Genomic DNA, 18,312 nt, shown 5'->3' with positions numbered 1-18,312 from the left:
GCGTGCAACAACCAGAAGCAGCTGACCAGTAAAACAACGGCGATACAGATCTAAAAGCAGAAAGAGGCGTATTAGCAGGCCTCGAAAGGTTTACTGGATTTTTCATGTGAAATTAATTTATATTTCCCCATTTGGGATAGGAATTGGCACCTTTCAACTTTTCTGATGGTTGCCAGAGGGTCCAGGAGCCTATTCTCTCGCCTCTTCTTTATAAATCAATTCTGTTCAGGAACAGGGTTTGATGCTGCAAATTAAGTAGATGATTCGGGATATTTCCAAATTTGTACTGGTATTTTTACAGGCAGCCAAAAACTAAAAAGAATAAGGCGCTAGCAGTGTAAAATTTAAAAAAAATGCCGGTTTCCTGTTTTTTTAAATTTACATTAATAAACCCGCTAAAGTAGCCGACAGGTAAGAGGCCAAAGTGCCGCAAATGAGTGCCCGAAAACCCAACTTAGCTAAATCGGCGCGGCGCGAAGGAGCTAATTCCCCAATGCCGCCCACCTGAATGGCAATCGACGAAAAATTGGCAAAGCCGCACAAGGCAAAGCTGGTTATTAATAAGGTTTTAGGATGGAGGGTTTCTTTAATTTTAACTAAATCCAGGTAAGCCACAAACTCGTTTACCACCATTTTGGTGCCCATTAAGGCACCGGCGGTTTCTATATCTTTGGTGGGTACACCCATAGCCCAGGCAAAAACCGCAAATAATTTACCCAGTAAAAAGTTTAAACTTAAAGTGGGTACCTGAATCGCGACGCCTAATTTGCCCAGTAAAACATCTACCAGGGCAATTAAGGCAATAAACCCGATGAGCATGGCAATTACGTTTAAACCTACTTTTAAACCATCCGAAGCGCCAGCCGCAATAGCATCAATAATGTTGGCGTGCGATTTTTTAACTTCGAGTTTTACAATGCCTTTGGTTTCAGATTGTTCGGTTTCGGGGTAAACAATTTTGGCAATTACCAAGGCGCCGGGTGCCGCCATTAAACTGGCCGCTAGTAAATACGGGGCCGGTACGCCAAACGAAATATACGTAGCCATTACCCCGCCCGCGATACAGGCAAACGAACCTGCCATGGAGGCCATCAACTCCGACTTAGTCATGCCTTTGAGGTAAGGCTTAATCATAATCTGGGCTTCTACCTGGCCCACAAAAGCACTCGCTACGTTCGATACGGCTTCGGCACCGCTTACGCCCATCGCCCAATGAACTAATCGGGCCATGGCCGAAACAATAATTTGCATCAGGCCAATGTGGTAAGCAATGTTTACCAGTACCGCCACAAAAATAATGGTAGGAATAACGTTAAAGAAGAAGATGTACGCGTTGCCTACGCCAAAAGCTTTGGTTAAAACTTCTTGATTTACCAATGAGCCAAAAACAAACTCCGAACCTTTCTGCGAGAGACTCAGCAGTTTTTCAATGCTGTGGCCCAAGTACCCGAATATAGCTTTACCTACCTCGGTTTTTAAAATAAATACGGCTAAGCCAAATTGTAATAATAATCCTACGCCCACCAGCCGGTAGTTAATTGCCTTGCGGTTATTAGAAAGTAAAAGAGCTAAGCCTAAAATCAGCACAATTCCAATCAGTCCCGTAAATCGCTCCATAAAAAATAAAAAATTTAAAAAAGGTATTTTTTGTGTTAATTATTACTCACCTGGCAGGTACTCCTGTTTGGGAAAGGGTTTTCGGGTGATTTGAACCGCTGAAGATAATCTATTTCTAACGATTAACGCCGGAATTTTGGTATCCCGTTAACAGAATGAGTTTCCAGAGTAAAATCCGATACAAAGAAAAAGGCTTCAGTTATTCACTGAAGCCTTTAAATAAGATAAGAGGTAATTAACTGGCCTGCGAGAATCGGCGGTTTACTTCGTCCCAGTTTATCAGGTTAAAGAAAGCCGTAATATATTCGGGCCGGCGATTCTGATATTTTAAATAATAGGCGTGTTCCCAAACGTCTAAGCCTAATAACGGAAAGCCACCGCAGTTACTTTCGGTATCCATCAGGGGGCTATCTTGGTTGGCGGTAGAACATATTTGTAAATTGCCGCCATCCATTTGGCAAAGCCAGGCCCAGCCCGAACCAAATCGCGTGGTAGCGGCTTTGGTAAATTCTTCTTTAAATTTTTCGTAAGAACCGAACGAACTTGTAATGGCATCAGCAATCGGGCCGCTTGGTTCGCCGCCCGCGTTTGGAGCCAGAATAGTCCAGAACAGATTGTGGTTGTAATAGCCACCACCGTTATTGCGTACGGCAGCCGGCGCTTTACTAATATTTTGTAGAATTTCTTCGATGGACTTACCTTCTAACTCCGTGCCTTGGATGGCATTATTTAGATTAGTGGTATAAGCCTGGTGATGTTTCGTATGGTGGATTTCCATGGTTTGCTTATCAATATGCGGTTCCAGGGCATCGTAGGCGTACGGTAATTGCGGTAATTCAAAAGCCATAGTTTTAAGTAGATTTAAGGGTTAGATAAATAGAAAAACGTATTGATTACGCATGTAGGCAGCCAAATATAGCCGCTAATTTCGTTTATTCAAAAAAAACTCCGTCATTAAATGGGCACATTCGTGGGCCATTATACCACTCTCTATCTCGGTTTTAGGATGTAACAAAGTACTGCCAAACCGGCGAAAACCTCTTTTCGGGTCGGTGGTACCAAATACTAATCGTTTTACTTGGGCCCAGTAACTGGCTCCGGCACACATCACGCAAGGCTCCACGGTTACGTACAAAGTGCATTCGTGTAAATATTTGTTACCTAAATAATTAGAGGCTGCCGTTATGGCTAAAATTTCGGCGTGGGCCGTTACATCGTTTAGTTTTTCGGTTTGGTTGTAGGCCCGGGCAATTATTTTATTTTGGCTAACCACTACGGCCCCAATCGGAATTTCACCTTCTTCCAGAGCGTACTGCGCTTGCTTGTACGCTTCTTTCATAAAAAAATCATCACTAAATACCGAAAGCACACTTTATTTATTTAGGTAATAAATCGGGAACGTGGTAGTTTTAACTGCCAGCGGATTATTTTTGTTTTATATATTTAACTTATTTTAACCGAACGCATCATTTTATTAGCCGTGGCCTGCCACTCGGGTTTTAAAGCAGCCGGGCAATTAAAAGTAAAAATCAGCAGTTTGTCGTTCTCGATGGTGTATTGCACAATGGTGTATTTCCGGATAGGAGCCAGCTTGTGCTTTTTCTTTTCATCATCTTTTACCGCCGAAACAAACTCAAAAATTAAAAATTCTCGGCCATTAATGGTGCTTACTTCTTCCCGGATAAACGCTACTTCGGAATACATACTCAGGATAGCCGGCTTATAAAACTTTTGTAAGAGCGGTAAATCTTTTTTAGAAAAAGTAGACGGCTTTTCCGTTACTACTAAATCTATTTGCCCATTAAAACCAGTATAGGCCGCAATGGGTTTACGCTGCGCCGGGTACCGCGAGGCAATCAGTTCGTCGGGCATTATCCCGAAATCGGAAGGCAAGGAGGTTGTAATGTTTTTAGCGATTTTAACGGGTTTTAATTTGCCGGGTTTAAAGCTGCTTAAGCCAATAAACAACAATCCAAAAAGCAAAACATATTTCATAAGTAATAATAATTAATTGTTCAAAGATAAGGAGCATTACCGGTAACAGGTAGTAGGCTTACCGTATTTATGATGAGAAACAAATAGAAAAGAAGGTTAGTTGCTTTACAAGTAATAGGTTACCGAAAGTCTTGCCTAGCCTGGTTTGAGTAGGTTAGGCCTTCTGATGTTTTTTTAAAAAACTGGCTACGGGTTGATATGAAAGCTAATTGGGGCAATTACATTTTTAATAATCATATACTTTAATTATTATATATTCTTTTAAAAGAGAGATGGTTCGTTATAAAAAAGTAAAAATGTTTAGTTCCCTTCAAAAGCATCTATTACCTTTGGCCCCATTATTAAATAAATTTAAACCTTTTTGTTTTAAGGCAGTACTTAAATTTTGCCGGTTATCTGGTTAGATAATACTGTAAAAAAAGTAAAAAAAATATTCGGGCGTGCAACTAAGAATGCATGGGTAGGGTCTTGACGTTGAAATCTTAATTTTATTTGCCGTTGATTACTATGAAAAAATTAAATGCCAAACAAAAAAAAGAACTTTACAGTTTAAGCTCTTTAGTCTTTCATATTATTGCATTTATCTGTTTACTTTTAGTTTTAAACTACAACGCCGAAGAAGAAAAGGTAGCCAAGAAAGCCAATATTTATGCTTCTTCGCCGGAGTACGAACAATACAAAGCCGCCTCCAATAGAATAGCCACTCTCAAATAGTTACTTAGTAGATTTTAGAATTTTTACTTTCTACCCGCTTTTTGATTTTAGCGGCGCTTGCTCTAACCCTATTTAAAACTTTCTTCCGCGTACGTGGCTTAAGCGCTTGTCCGCTTTTTAATGTACCTGCTTCTTCGCGCCCAAACAACGCGGGCTTAAATTCTCCCTTTTGTGGCAGTAAATACAGTTGCCATTTTAAACCAGCGTTTTTTTAACGCAAGTAGTTTCTGCTAGATTGTTTGACTTACTTTGGCTGGATTACTTATTTTTTTTAAGTTTGCCCCTCAACTTTTTACAAGCGAATACCTGTATTTTACCGGCCAGCTTTTTAAGTAAGGTAAATTGGTAAAAGGCAGGTAATTTATTGTAAATACTTACATTTTTACTTATGCTAAGAACACATACGTGCGGTGAATTAAGGTTAGTAAACGTGGGGCAAGAAGTTACGCTCACCGGATGGGTACAACGAACCCGCGACAAAGGCGGTATGCTCTGGATTGACCTCCGCGACCGGTATGGCATTACGCAATTAAAACTCGAAGAAGGCGTTATCGCTCCCGAAGTAATTGCTCAAGCACGGCAATTAGGGCGGGAATTTGTAATTAAAGCTAACGGTATAGTGCTGGAGCGCATTTCTAAAAACGATAAATTACCTACCGGCGACATTGAAATTCAGTTACAGGAGTTAACGATTCTGAACCCTGCCAAACTGCCGCCTTTTTTAATTGAAGACGATACCGATGGCGGTGACGACCTGCGCATGAAATACCGTTACCTGGATTTACGCCGCAGCAGTGTGCGCAAAAACCTGGAACTCCGGCACCGCATGATGCAGCAAACCCGGGCCTATCTGGATGGTTTGCAATTCATAGAAGTAGAAACGCCCGTACTAATTAAATCTACGCCCGAAGGCGCCCGCGATTTTGTGGTGCCCAGCCGCATGAACCCTGGCGAATTTTACGCTTTACCCCAGTCGCCGCAAACATTTAAGCAATTGTTAATGGTGTCGGGTTTCGATAAGTACTTTCAGATTGTAAAATGCTTCCGCGACGAAGATTTACGCGCCGACCGCCAACCGGAATTTACCCAAATTGACTGCGAGCTTTCTTTTGTGAACCAGGAAGATATCTTGAATACTTTTGAAGGTTTAGTAAAGCATTTATTCAAAATCGTGCGCGGCATCGACATCGCGGAGTTACCCCGCATGACCTACGCCGACGCTATGAAATATTACGGCAACGACAAGCCCGATACCCGCTTTGACATGCGCTTTGTAGAAATGAATGGTTTTGTGCAAAACAAAAATTTTAAAGTTTTCGATGAGGCAGAATTAATTGTGGGCATAAATGTAACCGGTGCGGCCACTTATACTCGCAAACAGATTGATGAACTAACCGAATTTGTGAAACGACCACAACTTGGAGCCACCGGATTAATTTACGCCCGTGTGGAGGCCAATGGCGCGGTAAAATCGTCGGTAGATAAATTTTTTACTCCCGCAGATTTACAACAGTGGACCGCAGCTCTTGCCGCCAAACCCGGCGATTTAATTTTGGTTATTGCCGGTACCGCTGATAAGGCGCGTAAAGCATTATCTGAATTACGTTTAGAAATGGGCGAACGCCTGGGCTTACGCGATAAAAATACTTTTTCGCCGTTGTGGGTACTGGATTTTCCGTTGCTGGAGTATAACGAAGACGAAAAACGTTATTTTGCCATGCACCATCCGTTTACCTCACCCAAGCAAGAAGATTTTGAATTATTGGAAACCAATCCGGGGGCGGTACGCGCCAATGCCTACGACATGGTTATTAACGGCGTAGAAGTAGGAGGAGGTTCCATCCGGATTCACGAGCGGCCTCTGCAGGAACGGATGTTTAAGCTTTTAGGATTTACCGATGAAGAAGCCCGGGAGCAATTTGGCTTTTTATTAAATGCTTTTGAGTACGGCGCACCCCCGCACGGAGGCATTGCCTTTGGGTTCGACCGGCTGTGTTCTTTATTTGGCGGCGCCGATTCCATCCGCGATTTTATTGCCTTCCCTAAGAACAATTCCGGCCGCGATATGATGATTGATTCCCCGTCGCCAATTGCCGAAGCCCAATTAAACGAATTAAGTATCCGTTTAAAGTAATTTTTAAATATTTAAAAGCGGCATCAGCGTACCAGGAGATTTACCTGATAGCGGATGCCACTTTTGTTACAGGCAGATGCAGGTTTTTAACCATATCACGCTGCTTTAATTAGAGTAATTGTACCGGTCGGCTAATACTTTCTTCCAGAGAAATAAAGGTTTCCGTCCGCTGGATGCCCGGTATTTTCTGGATTTTGTCGGTTAAAACATTTTTCAGGTGCATGGTATCTTTGCAGATTAATTTCGCAAACATGCTGTAAATGCCGGTAGTGTAATTTACGCTAATTACTTCTGGTATCCGGCGAAGTTGCTCTAACACCTCGTTATACATCGAACTTTTGCGCAGGTAAATTCCCAAAAAAGCATTTACATCGTAACCTAAATTACCATAGTTTAATTTAAGTTGGGTACCCGTTACAATGCCCATTTGTTCCATTTTTTTCATGCGCACGTGTACCGTACCGCCCGAAACAAACACTTCTTTTCCTACATCTGCGTACGCCATTTTCGCGTCTTCCATCAACAGAGAGAGGATTTTGAGATCCGTATTGTCAATTTCTAAATTTTTGAGCATATAAATCGCCTATTTTTGATTTGTTTTAACAAAAGTAAGTATAAATTTAAAATAACATAATTTTTAAGTAAAATATTTAAAATATTTTGAAGCAATTAATTTTATCACGTATATTTGGTAAACAAAAACACATTGTAGGGTGTTGAAACTGGCAGACATGCCCTCCTCTCTCGGGGGTGGAGATTTATAGGATAAAGCGTTATTGACCTCTAAGTTGATTTTTGCCTAACTACTCCGTGGAGGTTCGATTCCTTCCCCTACAGCAAAAAAGCCTTTTCGTTTAAAACGAAGAGGCTTTTTTATTACTCTGGGTACATTATATATTCTACTTATTAGCCCCAGGTCGTGTTACAATGGCTATTCCCCCGCTCGGCAATACCAAAGCTTTTATTTAAAAAATGACATTAGCTGTACCGCTGCTACTGGTCTGATGCTAATAAAATGTAAAGGCTTAAATGAATATAGTAAAAGAAACAGCTTCTCCTGTTGCAGCTCCTGTAATTGTCCGTATTTTTTGTTAACCTTAGCTACATAGTGCCGGGAAAAACAATGGCACTTAGCTATTTGCGGCTATGCAAGTATTTAAAAATGCTGATCCGTTATTAGTAAAAAATAGGGCGGAGGCAAACTGCGCTAATAGTATGACCTTGTTTTACCGTATATTTTTGCAGCTAATTGCCATTAATTTAAAAATAAAAAATTCTATTTTAAAGTAAGTGCTTGGTCGAAAGTAAGCTAATGAATACTTTGGGTTAAGTAACTAATTATTGGCATTTTTATTAGCCTGATCACGAACCACGAACCACTACTTATCTTATCCTTGGTAAAATAATATTTTGCAGCATGGCTACCACGTACTACTTATTCTTTCTGCTTATTGCCAGTATAGTCTTTATTATATGGATTACGGCCTATAGAAAAGTTAACGCCTTTTTTGCCTTGCTGGTAGCGGCTTTAGGGGTGGGTGTGCTGAGCGGTTTACCCTTAGCCAGCATTGTAGCGGTACTCAAAACCGGTTTTGGCCATACCATGGAAAAAATTGGGTTACTAATTATTTTGGGTACTACTTTAGGCGTAATACTGGAAAAAACAGGCGCTACCAGAAGCATGGCCAATGCTATTTTAAAAATGGTGCAAGAAAAAAATGCACCCATAGCGATTGCTTTAACGGGGTTTATTATTGGTATTCCTATTTTTTGCGATAGTGGCTTTATTATATTGAGCGGCTTAAATCATTCTTTGGTGCAAAAAGCCCGGCACCAGATGCCCGTTATGGCCTCGGCTTTAGCTACTTCTTTGTACGCGGTACACTGCCTGGTGCCGCCTCATCCCGGTATTACGGCGGCCGTGAGTACCGCTGGAGGCGATTTAGGAATGGTTATGCTGGGGGGGCTGGTGCTGGCGATTCCTGCGGCTTTAGTGGGTTATGGATGGAGTGTTTGGCGAGGCCGTAAAATAACCCACGCCTACGTAGAACCAGAAACGGGGCCAGGGGAGGTAAAGCATTTGCCGGCGGCGGCACTTGCTTTTTTACCGGTTATCCTGCCCATTGCTTTAATTGGTAGTAAGTCCATCATCATGCTGTATGCTACTCCCGTTGCTAGCCAAGAAAGTACTTTTTTTAAAATTATTTCTTTTGCCGGCGAACCCATAATGGCGCTAGCCATCGGAATTATTTTTTCTTTTACGTTGCTGCAGAAAGAATATAAAAAGGAGTTGTCGCATTGGCTTTCTGAAGGTGTAGACAAAGCCGGGATGATTTTGGCTATTATTGCCGCCGGCGGCATGTTCGGCGAAATGCTGCAAGCTACTGGCATGGGGAAAAATTTAGGTAACATGCTGAGTGGTTTATCGCTGGGGATTTTTTTCCCGTTTTTAATTGCCGCTATTATTAAAACGGCACAAGGTTCTTCTACTGTAGCCGTCATGACGGCTGCCTCCCTGGTTACTCCCTTACTGGCCGATTTAGGCTTACATTCTCCGGCGGAGCTAACTATGGCCATTCTGAGCATGGGGGCCGGCAGTATGATGGTGAGTCATGCCAATGATGCTTACTTCTGGGTGATCAGCCGCTTTTCTAATCTGGAAACGGCCGCTACTTTAAAAGTATACAGCATGGCCACTTTATTTATGGGATTTACCGTGCAATTGCTACTTTGGGGCCTACTGGTCTTTTTTAAAAGCTAAAAGCGCAAAAATGCCTGCTACTCTTGTTGATTTTCACGGTTTAATTAACCAGCTTTAAACTTTTAAATTAACTGAATGCTGTTTAGACTGTCTGCTTACAAAATTTTTAAAAATTATTTTACGGACGGCGATGCTGGTAACCGGTTTTTAATTAATCATAAAAGTATTTGCCGGGAGCGTTTATTTTTAGTTAAAAAGCTTGTGATTAGTAAATTAGTAGTTTGGCTTGCAGTTGTTTAAGGTTGGTTATAGCGCAATGCTGGCTCGTCTGTAATTCAGTAAAACCATTTTAAGTATCCACCGCACACATTTACGTATTTTTTCCACCTTTATTTCTTCTGATTTTCGTACAAATCATTTACCTGGCACAAAGCATTATGGCCGGATGGTTAGACTTTAATTTTTACAATGTGGAAGAAAGAGAACGGGGCCGCAACCAAATTAAAGCATATTCGCTATTTAGATGAAATCATCCCTTATGGCTTACCTTTGGAAAAGAACGGATTTATCAAACCCTTAAACGCTAATTGCTTAAAAGATGAAATAAGTTAAAGCAAGAGTAGATTTGATTTTACCAGTAAAGAAAGATAAAATGAATTAACTTTTCTTCCGTGAACGACAAGCGGGAGCGTCTTTCTTGTTTAAGCACGTAAACCATTCAAAACTTGGGGATTGGCCCAGATCAACGAAAGGTTCGTCTTGGATGCCAAATTAAGTAAACGTATTAGTTAGAAAAGGCGGCCAGAACATCTCCGAAAAAAATTAAGCTAGCTACTCGCGCATAATCTACACTAAGTAGTTGTTCGTTTTTAGTTGTTCGTTGTTCGATCTATAAGAAATTAATCATCAAGTACTTAAACTTAGGTTTTTATCAAATTAATTTTGTCCTGTTACTTAGTATTTATTTTATATAAATTTCTGTACTACTATATCTTACTACATGTCCCACGCAAAAGATAGCCTGAATGGTTCCGAAAAGGAAAGAGCTCCGCTTGAAGTTGAAATCATGGCTTTGCGAGAAGAAGTAAAGCAACTGCGCGCCGAGAATACGGCGGCTAAAGCTAAACTGAAAGAACAAGAAGCCATTGAAAAAAGGTACGAAGAAAGCCAAAGCCGGTTTGCGGGTATTTTCGACCGGTCCATTATGGGAAATAAAATTATTGGCCCGGATTTAAAAATTAAAAATGTAAATAAAGCTTTGCAGCAGATGCTGGGCTACAGCAAAGCCGAGTTAATTGGTATTGAAATTACCAAGCTTTCCCACCCAGATTTTGTGCACCATTGGCAGGAACTGCGACAAAAGCTTTGGGAAGAAAAGATTCCGGCTTTTCAACTGGATACCTGTTTGCTCCAGAAAGATGGTTCTGGTCTTTGGTGCCAGGTAACTTCTATTCTTTTCCAGGACCAGCACGAGTGGTTAGGCTTTACCATCATAGAAAATATTAGCAACCGAAAAGCTTTAGAACAGCAATTAAAAAAGCAGTACGAAAATCAGGAGACGATCATGCACATGATTGCCCATGATTTAAAATCGCCGCTTTTCAACATTTATTTAGCAGCCGGTTTTTTAAGAGAAAACCTGGAGCAACTCCAAGCAAATGAACAGAAAAAACAAGAGGAGACTTCTGCTTTAGTTAATCTTATTTCGGATACCTCCGATAAAGCCTTATTATTGATTAAGGATTTACTACTTATTGGCGAAGTAGAATCTACCCAGGAAGATCTGGAAGAAACCGATCTAAAAGCTTTTATTCAGTTCCACCTCCAAAATTTAAGTGTGGGTGCTCAAAACAAGAACATTGCCATAGAGTTCCAAACTCCCAAGAAACCGGTATACGCTTTTGTAAACCGAGAGAAGTTCAGGCGGGTGCTGGAAAATTTAGTTTCTAATGCAATAAAATTTACGCAACCGAATGGACAAGTAAACATTATTTTAAAAAATAATGGGAAACACACCATGCTGTACATTCAGGATAATGGTATTGGTATTCCGGAGTCCTTACAAGCCACTATTTTTCAAAAATTTACCAAAGCGGGGCGAAACGGCACCGCCGGTGAACCTACCACCGGCTTAGGTTTGTACATTGTAAAACAAATCATTGAGAAACACCAAGGTACCATCAGGGTGGAAAGCCAGGAAAATGCCGGAGCAACCTTTATTGTGGAATTACCGGCCGGGTTAGTTAAATAAATTTCGTAACTGTTTAGTGCCCGTTGTTAATTAAGGCAGTCGCAAATGTTAACCCGCCGAAAGCCCGCTAATTTTAAATTTTTAGATGTTGTAAAAAGAGCGGCTAAATAGCGGAAAGCTCTTTTATAAAGTTTCTATTATCTATTTGATAAATTCAAGTTTACTGTTTTATCTATCACCGAACGATCCTGCTGCTACTTTAAAATACATTTCTTACTTATTAATTTTCTACCTATCAATTTTCTACCTATCGCTTTAAACCATTAATAGGTTGTAAGTTTCTTTTTAGATTATCGGGTGTGGCTTTGCTTAACCACTACTCCGATAGCCACCAGTAAAACAGGCTTTTATCGATAGTTTATTTGCAATAACTCTCATAAACGCAAAATTAATTTTTTGTGAAAGTTGTTTTTACTTAACATAGAAATAGGAGTAAGATCCGTGAAGCTGCCCCGGGAAACCAAAAATTTAAAAAAGTACGGTCGGAAAATACGTTTACCGTGGTGGTATTAGGTCAATTAATTTTTATCATGTTAATTAGTAGTCAGTTTGGTGTGTATTTAAATTATCAGGTGTAATTATTAGGTTTTTAAAATGTTGAAAATTTCTTTAAGTCTGTTTTATGTTTTCCTGTTGCTGTTGGGGCTTTCGCAGGAATTAGATCTTACTAAAAAAACCGAAAAAACGACAGGGCAAAAAGCGGCTGTAGCTTTAGAAGGACCCGAAGATTTAAAAATTACCAACTTTGCCGGTCCCGATTTAACCCCTAGTCCCGCGTGTTTGGCCGTAGCGCCCACCGGCGAAGTGTACGTGGGCGTAGATATGATCGGCTCCCTGGGGAAAGATCCGGGCAAGGGCAGCATTGTACGTTTAGTAGATAGCAACAACGACGGCCAGGTAGACCAGCATACCACTTTCGCCATGGTGGATAATCCGCGGGGCATTATCTCGGTCGGGGATAAAGTGTATGTGCTGCACACTACTTTTTCGAAAGAAAACAACAAAGCCACCGGTATGGATTTAGTAGTTTTCACGGACGCTAACCACGACGGCGTAGCCGATGGGTCTTCTACACCCTTAATTACGGGTATTAGTAACCCTAACTTCCTGCAAAGCCGCGGCACCGACCACGCGACCAACGGCATCCGACTGGGGATTGATGGCTGGATTTACATTGCCGTGGGCGATTTTGGTTTCCATAATGCTACCGACCAAGGTGGTAAAAAGCTAACGATGCTGGGCGGCGGTATTGTACGGGTGCGGCCCGATGGTACCGGCATGGAAGTATATTCGCACGGTATGCGCAATATCTACGACGTAGCCATTGACCCCTACATGAACATTTTTACGCGCGACAATACCAACGACGGCGGCGGCTGGAACATTCGGTTTAGTCACCAGCTGCAATCCGGCGAATACGGCTACCCGGTGTTGTTTCAGCATTTTACCGACGAAATTATTCCGGCGCTGGTAGATGTAGGCGGTGGCTCCGGCACGGGCTCTTTGTTTATGGATGAACCTACCTGGCCCGCTAAATACAACAAAGTACCCCTGATGGCCGATTGGGGCCGGAGCCAGTTGTACATTCACCGGGTTACCCCGGATGGCCCCAGCTTTACGCAAAAAGAAGAAGAATTTATTAAGCTCCCGCAAATCACCGATGTGGATGTAGACGGCTCGGGCCGCATGTATTTAGCTGCCTGGGATGGCGCTGGTTATTCCGGGAACCCCGCTAAAGGCTACGTGGTACGCGTAGTGCCGCAGAACTGGACCTACAAAGCCTTCCCGGATTTAAAAAAATCTTCCCTCAACGACTTAGTCGGCTTAATTAAGTCGAATAGCGCCGTGGCTCGTTTGTACGCACAGCAGGAACTGCTGACTCGACCAGCCAAAAAAGCCACGAAAACTGTCTGGAAAATTGCCAGCGATAAAAGCCAGCCTTTGGAAGTGCGCGTAGCGGGGATGTATACTTATGCCCAGCTTGCCGGTGAATCGGGTATTCTTAACTTAATTAAGTTAATTCAAGATAATCAGGTAAAAGAATTTGCCTTAAAAGTATTAACCGATCGGAAGGAATTTTTAAAAAATGTACCCACCGAGCCTTTCCTGCAAGCTTTAAAAGATCCTTCCGAAAGAGTGCAGGTAGCCGCCATTATTGGTTTAGGCCGTTTGGGCCGGCCAGATGCCGCCGAAGCTTTACTCCAAACCAAAGTGCCGGCCTCGTTTGTCGCGCCGGCTAAAAACACCGAAGGACCGCATGCTACGCCTAATGCCGCTATTATTCCGGCGCACCTGGCGGTGCGGGCTTTAGTAAACTTAAACGCCGTAGATGCTTGCGTGAAAGCTCTAAATTCCGAAAATGCAACTTTAGCGCTCTGGGCTTTGCGTTATATGCACGATCCGAAAGCCGTAAATGGTTTAATTACCGCTTACCAGCAAACCCAAGATGCGAACCGGAAAAAAGAGATAGTGACTACCGTAGCCCGTTTGTACCAAAAAGAAGCGCCTTACGATGGTTCCTGGTGGTGGAGCACTCGCCCCGATACCCATGGCCCTTATTACAAAGGAGTAACCTGGGAAGCTTCGCCGGAAATTGAAAAATTTTTAAAAAAGGAGTGGAATCAAGCCGATGCCACCGGCAAACAATTGTTTGCCGATATGAATGGCCGTTTGCGGATGGGTATTACTGAATTTGGCGGCGAAGATTCGGTAGCTACTGAGGAAACCGTGAAAGTAGATCTGGACAAAATCCGGAACCAGAAAGGCCAGATTGGTAAATCGTCGATTGAAGATGTGATGCTGGCGATGGCTAAAGTGAAAGGTGATGCCGCTATTGGTAAAGGATTGTTTACCCGGCAAGGTTGCATTGCCTGCCACAGTATAAACCGGGGCGAAACTTTAAAAGGGCCGTTTATGGGCCAGATTGGCTCCATCATGAACCGGGAACAAATCGCCGAATCTATCCTGAAACCCAATGCTTCTATTTCCCAGGGCTTTGCCACGGTTACCATTAATACCAAAGGTGGCCAAACGTTCACGGGATTTGTGTCGGAAGAAACGGCCGGTAAAGTAGTGATGCGCAACATTGCCGGCCAAGTATTCACGATTAAAACCAGCGACATAACCTCGCGCAAAGAAATGGAAACCTCCATGATGCCGTCCGGTTTAGCCAATGCTTTATCTTACGAAGAGTTTGCTTCGCTCATTACTTTTCTATCGCAACAGAAAAAATAAAAACAAGACTTGGGAACAAATAGCTGCAAGGCTACTTGTTCCCAAGTCTTAAAAATTTAAAAAATAAAAGAGGCGGAGATGATTCTTCGCCTTTTTTATTTTTTAAATTCCCGCAATATGGAGATTTATCACTGCGTAGCATCTATCCATTACTGAACTACTGCTGCCAGGCTCCTGGCTTAATAATAAACTAACCTGTTCCGAAGCAGGTTAGTGTCTATCTTTTGGCGATAAATCCAGGTTACAGCCACCCCAATAGAACCGAAAGCCATTTGTAATTATAAAAAATTTACGTTGTTCTTTTAAGGTTGATAGCCTTCTCGGGAGTATTCCTTTGGAAGGAGAGCAAAGGTTTGGGCAAAATTTAAAAATTTTAAAAAATTAAACTCCAGTACCGGACAGAGCAGGATAGTAAGGGTTATTTTAACACTTAAATTTAAAATATTCTATTAATTCACCAGAATATTTTATTGTTGATCTACCAAAACTTAATAGAGATAAGAAGTAATGAAGTAGAGTTCAGTTTTTTTTAAGCGTTTTTACCCCTAAAATTTACGTCTATGCTACACCCAATACTTAGAAAGTTGAAGTTTATTTTGACGCTGCCTTTTGTTTTACTCGCGGTTACTACTTCGCTGGCGCAGTCTACTACGCTTACCGGCAAAGTGGCCGATGAAAAAGGCGAAGGTTTACCCGGCGTTACTATCCTGGTAAAAGGTACCACCAATGGTACCACTACTGATGCCGGCGGAAGTTTTTCCTTGAATGTGCCCAACGGGAACAACACCATTATTGCTTCTTTTGTGGGCTATTTAACGCAGGAAGTTCCTATTAACAACCGCACTACGCTGAACATTACCTTAGCTTCCGACACCAAGGCGCTGGATGAAGTAATTGTGGTGGGCTACGGTACGCAGAAAAAATCGGATGTAACCGGCGCTGTGGCCTCGGTAAAAGCGGAAACGTTGGAAGAACGTCCTTCGGCCAATCTTACCCAGGCTTTGGCTGGCCGCGTAACGGGCGCTAACGTTTCGGTAAACTCGGGTCGGCCCGGCGGCGCGGCTAATATCCGGATTCGGGGAAATACCTCGGTAAGTGTTACCAATAATCCGCTTTACGTAGTGGATGGCGTTATTTTAAATGTTACCAATTTAGGAAATGGTACCTCGCCGATTGATTACATGAACCCCAACGATATTGCTTCTATTGAAGTACTGAAAGATGCGTCGGCCACGGCTATTTACGGCGCCCGGGGCGCCAACGGCGTTATTCTGGTAACTACCAAACGGGGCAGCAAAGACGGCGGCCGCGTAAATTACGATACCTACTTTAGCGTGGGCACCATGGCGCGTAAAATTGATTTATTAAACTCCGCCGAATTTTTACATGTAGAAGACGTGGCCTATCAGAATGCCGAAAGTTTGACCCGGAAGGCTGGGCCGCCGGCAAATACGTCGACCCGAAAACCAAAAGAACCAACCCTTTGCTTTTTGATGCTAACGGCAATCCGTTGTACGATACCGACTGGCAAAAAGAAGCTTCCCAGAAAGCTTTCACGCAAAACCACCAGTTATCGTTTACCGGCGGCAGCGATAAATCCAGCTTTGGCGCTTTCCTGGGCTACCGCGACGAAGAAGGGGTGATGCGGGAATCGTGGTTGAAGCGGTATTCCGGGCGTTTTGTGTTCGACAGCCAGATTAAAACCTGGCTCAAAGTAGGTGGCTCACTGGCTTATAACGACCAACAGGAAAAACAACTGGATTTGCAAGGCGAAGGAGGAATTACCGCCATGCGCCAGGTACTGGAAGCGTTACCTATTATTCCGATAAAATACCCCGATGGTACCTGGGCCGGTAACGCCGATTATCCGGGTATGGAAGGGGGCGACCATCCGGTACAAGTGGCAGCCGAACGCCGGTATATCCTCAAAACGCAAAATACGCTGGGTAATATATACACCAGTATCCAGATAACCAAAGATTTAGAACTGCGAACCGTACTGGGTACTAACATTATCAACCAAGCCATTAATTACCACGGGGGCCGGGAGCTGAACTATATCTCCAAAGATCAGGGTGGGGTAGCGTACGTGCAAAACCAGCGGCACAATTCCTGGCAGTTCGAAAATTACCTGACCTACAACAAAAGAATATCGGCTAATCATTCGCTTACCGGCTTGTTGGGTTTGTCGTGGCAGCACGTGGATGTTTTTACGGCCCGGGCGCAGTCGCAAAATTTCCAGGATGATTATTTCCAGTACAATAATTTAGGTGCCGGCGCTACTACCGTGGCCCCTACTTCCAGTGCCAGCGCGTATGGCCTCAATTCTTATTTCGGGCGGGTAAATTATAGCATTAAAGAAAAGTATTTAGTAACGCTTACCGGCCGGGCCGATGGCTCTTCTAAATTTGGCTCCGAGAACCGGTATGCCTTTTTTCCTTCGGCGGCTTTAGCCTGGCGGGTATCCGAAGAAAGTTTCCTGAAAGGTACGCCGGTTATCTCGGATTTAAAATTACGCACCAGTTATGGCGTTACGGGTAACTCCGAAATAAATGCTTACCAGGCCGAAGCCGGTATGGGCAACTACGAAATTATTTTAAATGGTACCCGTTCCATTGGGGTAGGCGTCAGCCGCTTGGCTAACCCTAATTTGCAATGGGAAAAAACCCACCAGATAGATGCCGGCCTGGAACTAGGTTTATTTAACAACCGGGTAGCCCTGGAAGTAGATGTATACCGCAAAAAAACCACCGATATGCTGTTGAGTGCCCCGGTGCCTTCCAGCAGCGGCTACACCACCGTAACCCGGAACGTGGGCAGCATGGAGAATAAAGGTATTGAATTTGGCTTGAACACGGTTAATATTACCGCCGGCAGTTTTACCTGGAGCACCAACTTTAATATTTCCATCAATAAAAATAAAGTACTGGCCTTAACGGGCGGCGATGATATATTCTCCGGACGCGGCATTATCCGGGAAGGTGAACCCGTAGGATCTTTCTTTGGCTATGTACGTCAGGGAACCTGGAGCACCGCCGAAGCTGATCAGGCGACTAAATATTTACGACTGCCTGGCGATGTAAAGTACCAGGATGTAAATAACGACGGCCAAATCAACGACCGCGACCGGGTAATTATCGGCAAAGGCATTCCGGATGGTTTTGGCTCCTTCATCAACACCTTTAAGTATAAAAACTTCGACTTAATGCTCGATTTGCAGTTTATGTACGGCAACGATGTTTCCCTAGCCAGTCAGCACTCTGCCGAAGACCGCCAGGGTATAGCCAACAGCTTTGCTACCGTACTAAACGCCTGGACCCCCGAAAACCAAAACACCGATATTGCCCAATGGCGCCCCATACCCGCCGGCTACGATACCTTCGATGATAGCCACCGGGTGCAGGATGCTGACTTTATCCGGGGCCGGAATTTGCTGCTGGGGTATAATTTTAACGCCGGCGTAACCGAAAAACTACGCATTAACCGGTTACGGGTGTATGCCTCTCTACAAAATTTCTTTTTGATTACTAAGTACGAAGGGTACGATCCGGAAGTAGCTACCGCGGGCGGCACCTTCGACCAGGGCTTAGCCTTGTACGATTATCCCAAGCCCCGGGTGTTTATGGTGGGTCTTAATCTTGGTTTTTAATTTATTCCGTTTAAAAA

General features: G+C 43.1%; 10 protein-coding genes, 1 pseudogene and 1 riboswitch. Of the genes and pseudogenes, 6 read left to right on the top strand and 5 right to left on the bottom strand.

All coding sequences use genetic code 11. The features are described from left to right. Positions 1 to 114 precede the first annotated feature (114 nt). Positions 115 to 217: riboswitch (SAM riboswitch) on the bottom strand. Between the two features lie 161 nt (positions 218 to 378). The 4 genes from AHMF7616_RS18835 to AHMF7616_RS18820 all read right to left on the bottom strand — a co-directional run bounded on the left by AHMF7616_RS18835 (position 379) and on the right by AHMF7616_RS18820 (position 3,612). Beyond that, on the bottom strand, positions 379 to 1,617 hold the full coding sequence (locus AHMF7616_RS18835) for a NupC/NupG family nucleoside CNT transporter (RefSeq protein WP_115374287.1): 1,239 nt from the start codon (positions 1,615 to 1,617) through the stop codon (positions 379 to 381). A 235-nt stretch (positions 1,618 to 1,852) separates the two neighbouring features. Next, positions 1,853 to 2,464: a superoxide dismutase gene (locus AHMF7616_RS18830; RefSeq protein ID WP_115374286.1), complete on the bottom strand. Its 612-nt coding sequence runs from the start codon at positions 2,462 to 2,464 to the stop codon at positions 1,853 to 1,855. A 75-nt stretch (positions 2,465 to 2,539) separates the two neighbouring features. Beyond that, a complete protein-coding gene (locus tag AHMF7616_RS18825) occupies positions 2,540 to 2,986 on the bottom strand; it encodes a nucleoside deaminase (protein ID WP_394335767.1) in 447 nt (148 codons plus the stop codon). A 74-nt stretch (positions 2,987 to 3,060) separates the two neighbouring features. Next, the gene (locus AHMF7616_RS18820) at positions 3,061 to 3,612 is read right to left on the bottom strand and encodes a hypothetical protein (RefSeq protein ID WP_115374285.1); all 552 of its coding nucleotides are present in this window, start codon (positions 3,610 to 3,612) and stop codon (positions 3,061 to 3,063) included. Positions 3,613 to 4,119: 507 nt separating this feature from the next. Here AHMF7616_RS18820 and AHMF7616_RS18815 point away from each other — a divergent pair. Then, positions 4,120 to 4,326 (top strand): hypothetical protein, encoded by a 207-nt coding sequence (locus AHMF7616_RS18815; RefSeq protein ID WP_115374284.1) that lies wholly within the window; start codon positions 4,120 to 4,122, stop codon positions 4,324 to 4,326. Between the two features lie 388 nt (positions 4,327 to 4,714). Further along, entirely contained in the window at positions 4,715 to 6,460 is a 1,746-nt protein-coding gene (aspS, locus tag AHMF7616_RS18810; protein WP_115374283.1) for an aspartate--tRNA ligase, read from the top strand. 109 nt (positions 6,461 to 6,569) lie between these two features. Here the strand turns inward: aspS and AHMF7616_RS18805 are convergent, their stop codons facing one another. Next, on the bottom strand, positions 6,570 to 7,034 hold the full coding sequence (locus AHMF7616_RS18805; protein ID WP_106932747.1) for an Lrp/AsnC ligand binding domain-containing protein: 465 nt from the start codon (positions 7,032 to 7,034) through the stop codon (positions 6,570 to 6,572). A gap of 843 nt (positions 7,035 to 7,877) precedes the next feature. Between AHMF7616_RS18805 and AHMF7616_RS18800 the strand changes: the two genes are divergently transcribed. The 4 genes and pseudogenes from AHMF7616_RS18800 (at position 7,878) to AHMF7616_RS18785 (ending at position 18,295) form a co-directional block, all read left to right on the top strand. Continuing rightward, positions 7,878 to 9,221, top strand: a complete 1,344-nt coding sequence (locus tag AHMF7616_RS18800; RefSeq protein ID WP_115374282.1) for a GntP family permease — start codon at positions 7,878 to 7,880, stop codon at positions 9,219 to 9,221. 940 nt (positions 9,222 to 10,161) lie between these two features. Next, positions 10,162 to 11,412: a sensor histidine kinase gene (locus tag AHMF7616_RS18795; protein ID WP_115374281.1), complete on the top strand. Its 1,251-nt coding sequence runs from the start codon at positions 10,162 to 10,164 to the stop codon at positions 11,410 to 11,412. A 594-nt stretch (positions 11,413 to 12,006) separates the two neighbouring features. Then, positions 12,007 to 14,646 (top strand): DUF7133 domain-containing protein, encoded by a 2,640-nt coding sequence (locus tag AHMF7616_RS18790; protein WP_115374280.1) that lies wholly within the window; start codon positions 12,007 to 12,009, stop codon positions 14,644 to 14,646. A 560-nt stretch (positions 14,647 to 15,206) separates the two neighbouring features. After that, positions 15,207 to 18,295: pseudogene (locus AHMF7616_RS18785) on the top strand (SusC/RagA family TonB-linked outer membrane protein). Positions 18,296 to 18,312 lie beyond the last annotated feature (17 nt).

Source organism: Adhaeribacter pallidiroseus (assembly GCF_003340495.1).
GTDB classification, from domain to species: Bacteria; Bacteroidota; Bacteroidia; order Cytophagales; family Hymenobacteraceae; genus Adhaeribacter; species Adhaeribacter pallidiroseus.
This window is presented reverse-complemented; position numbering and strand designations above follow the sequence as displayed.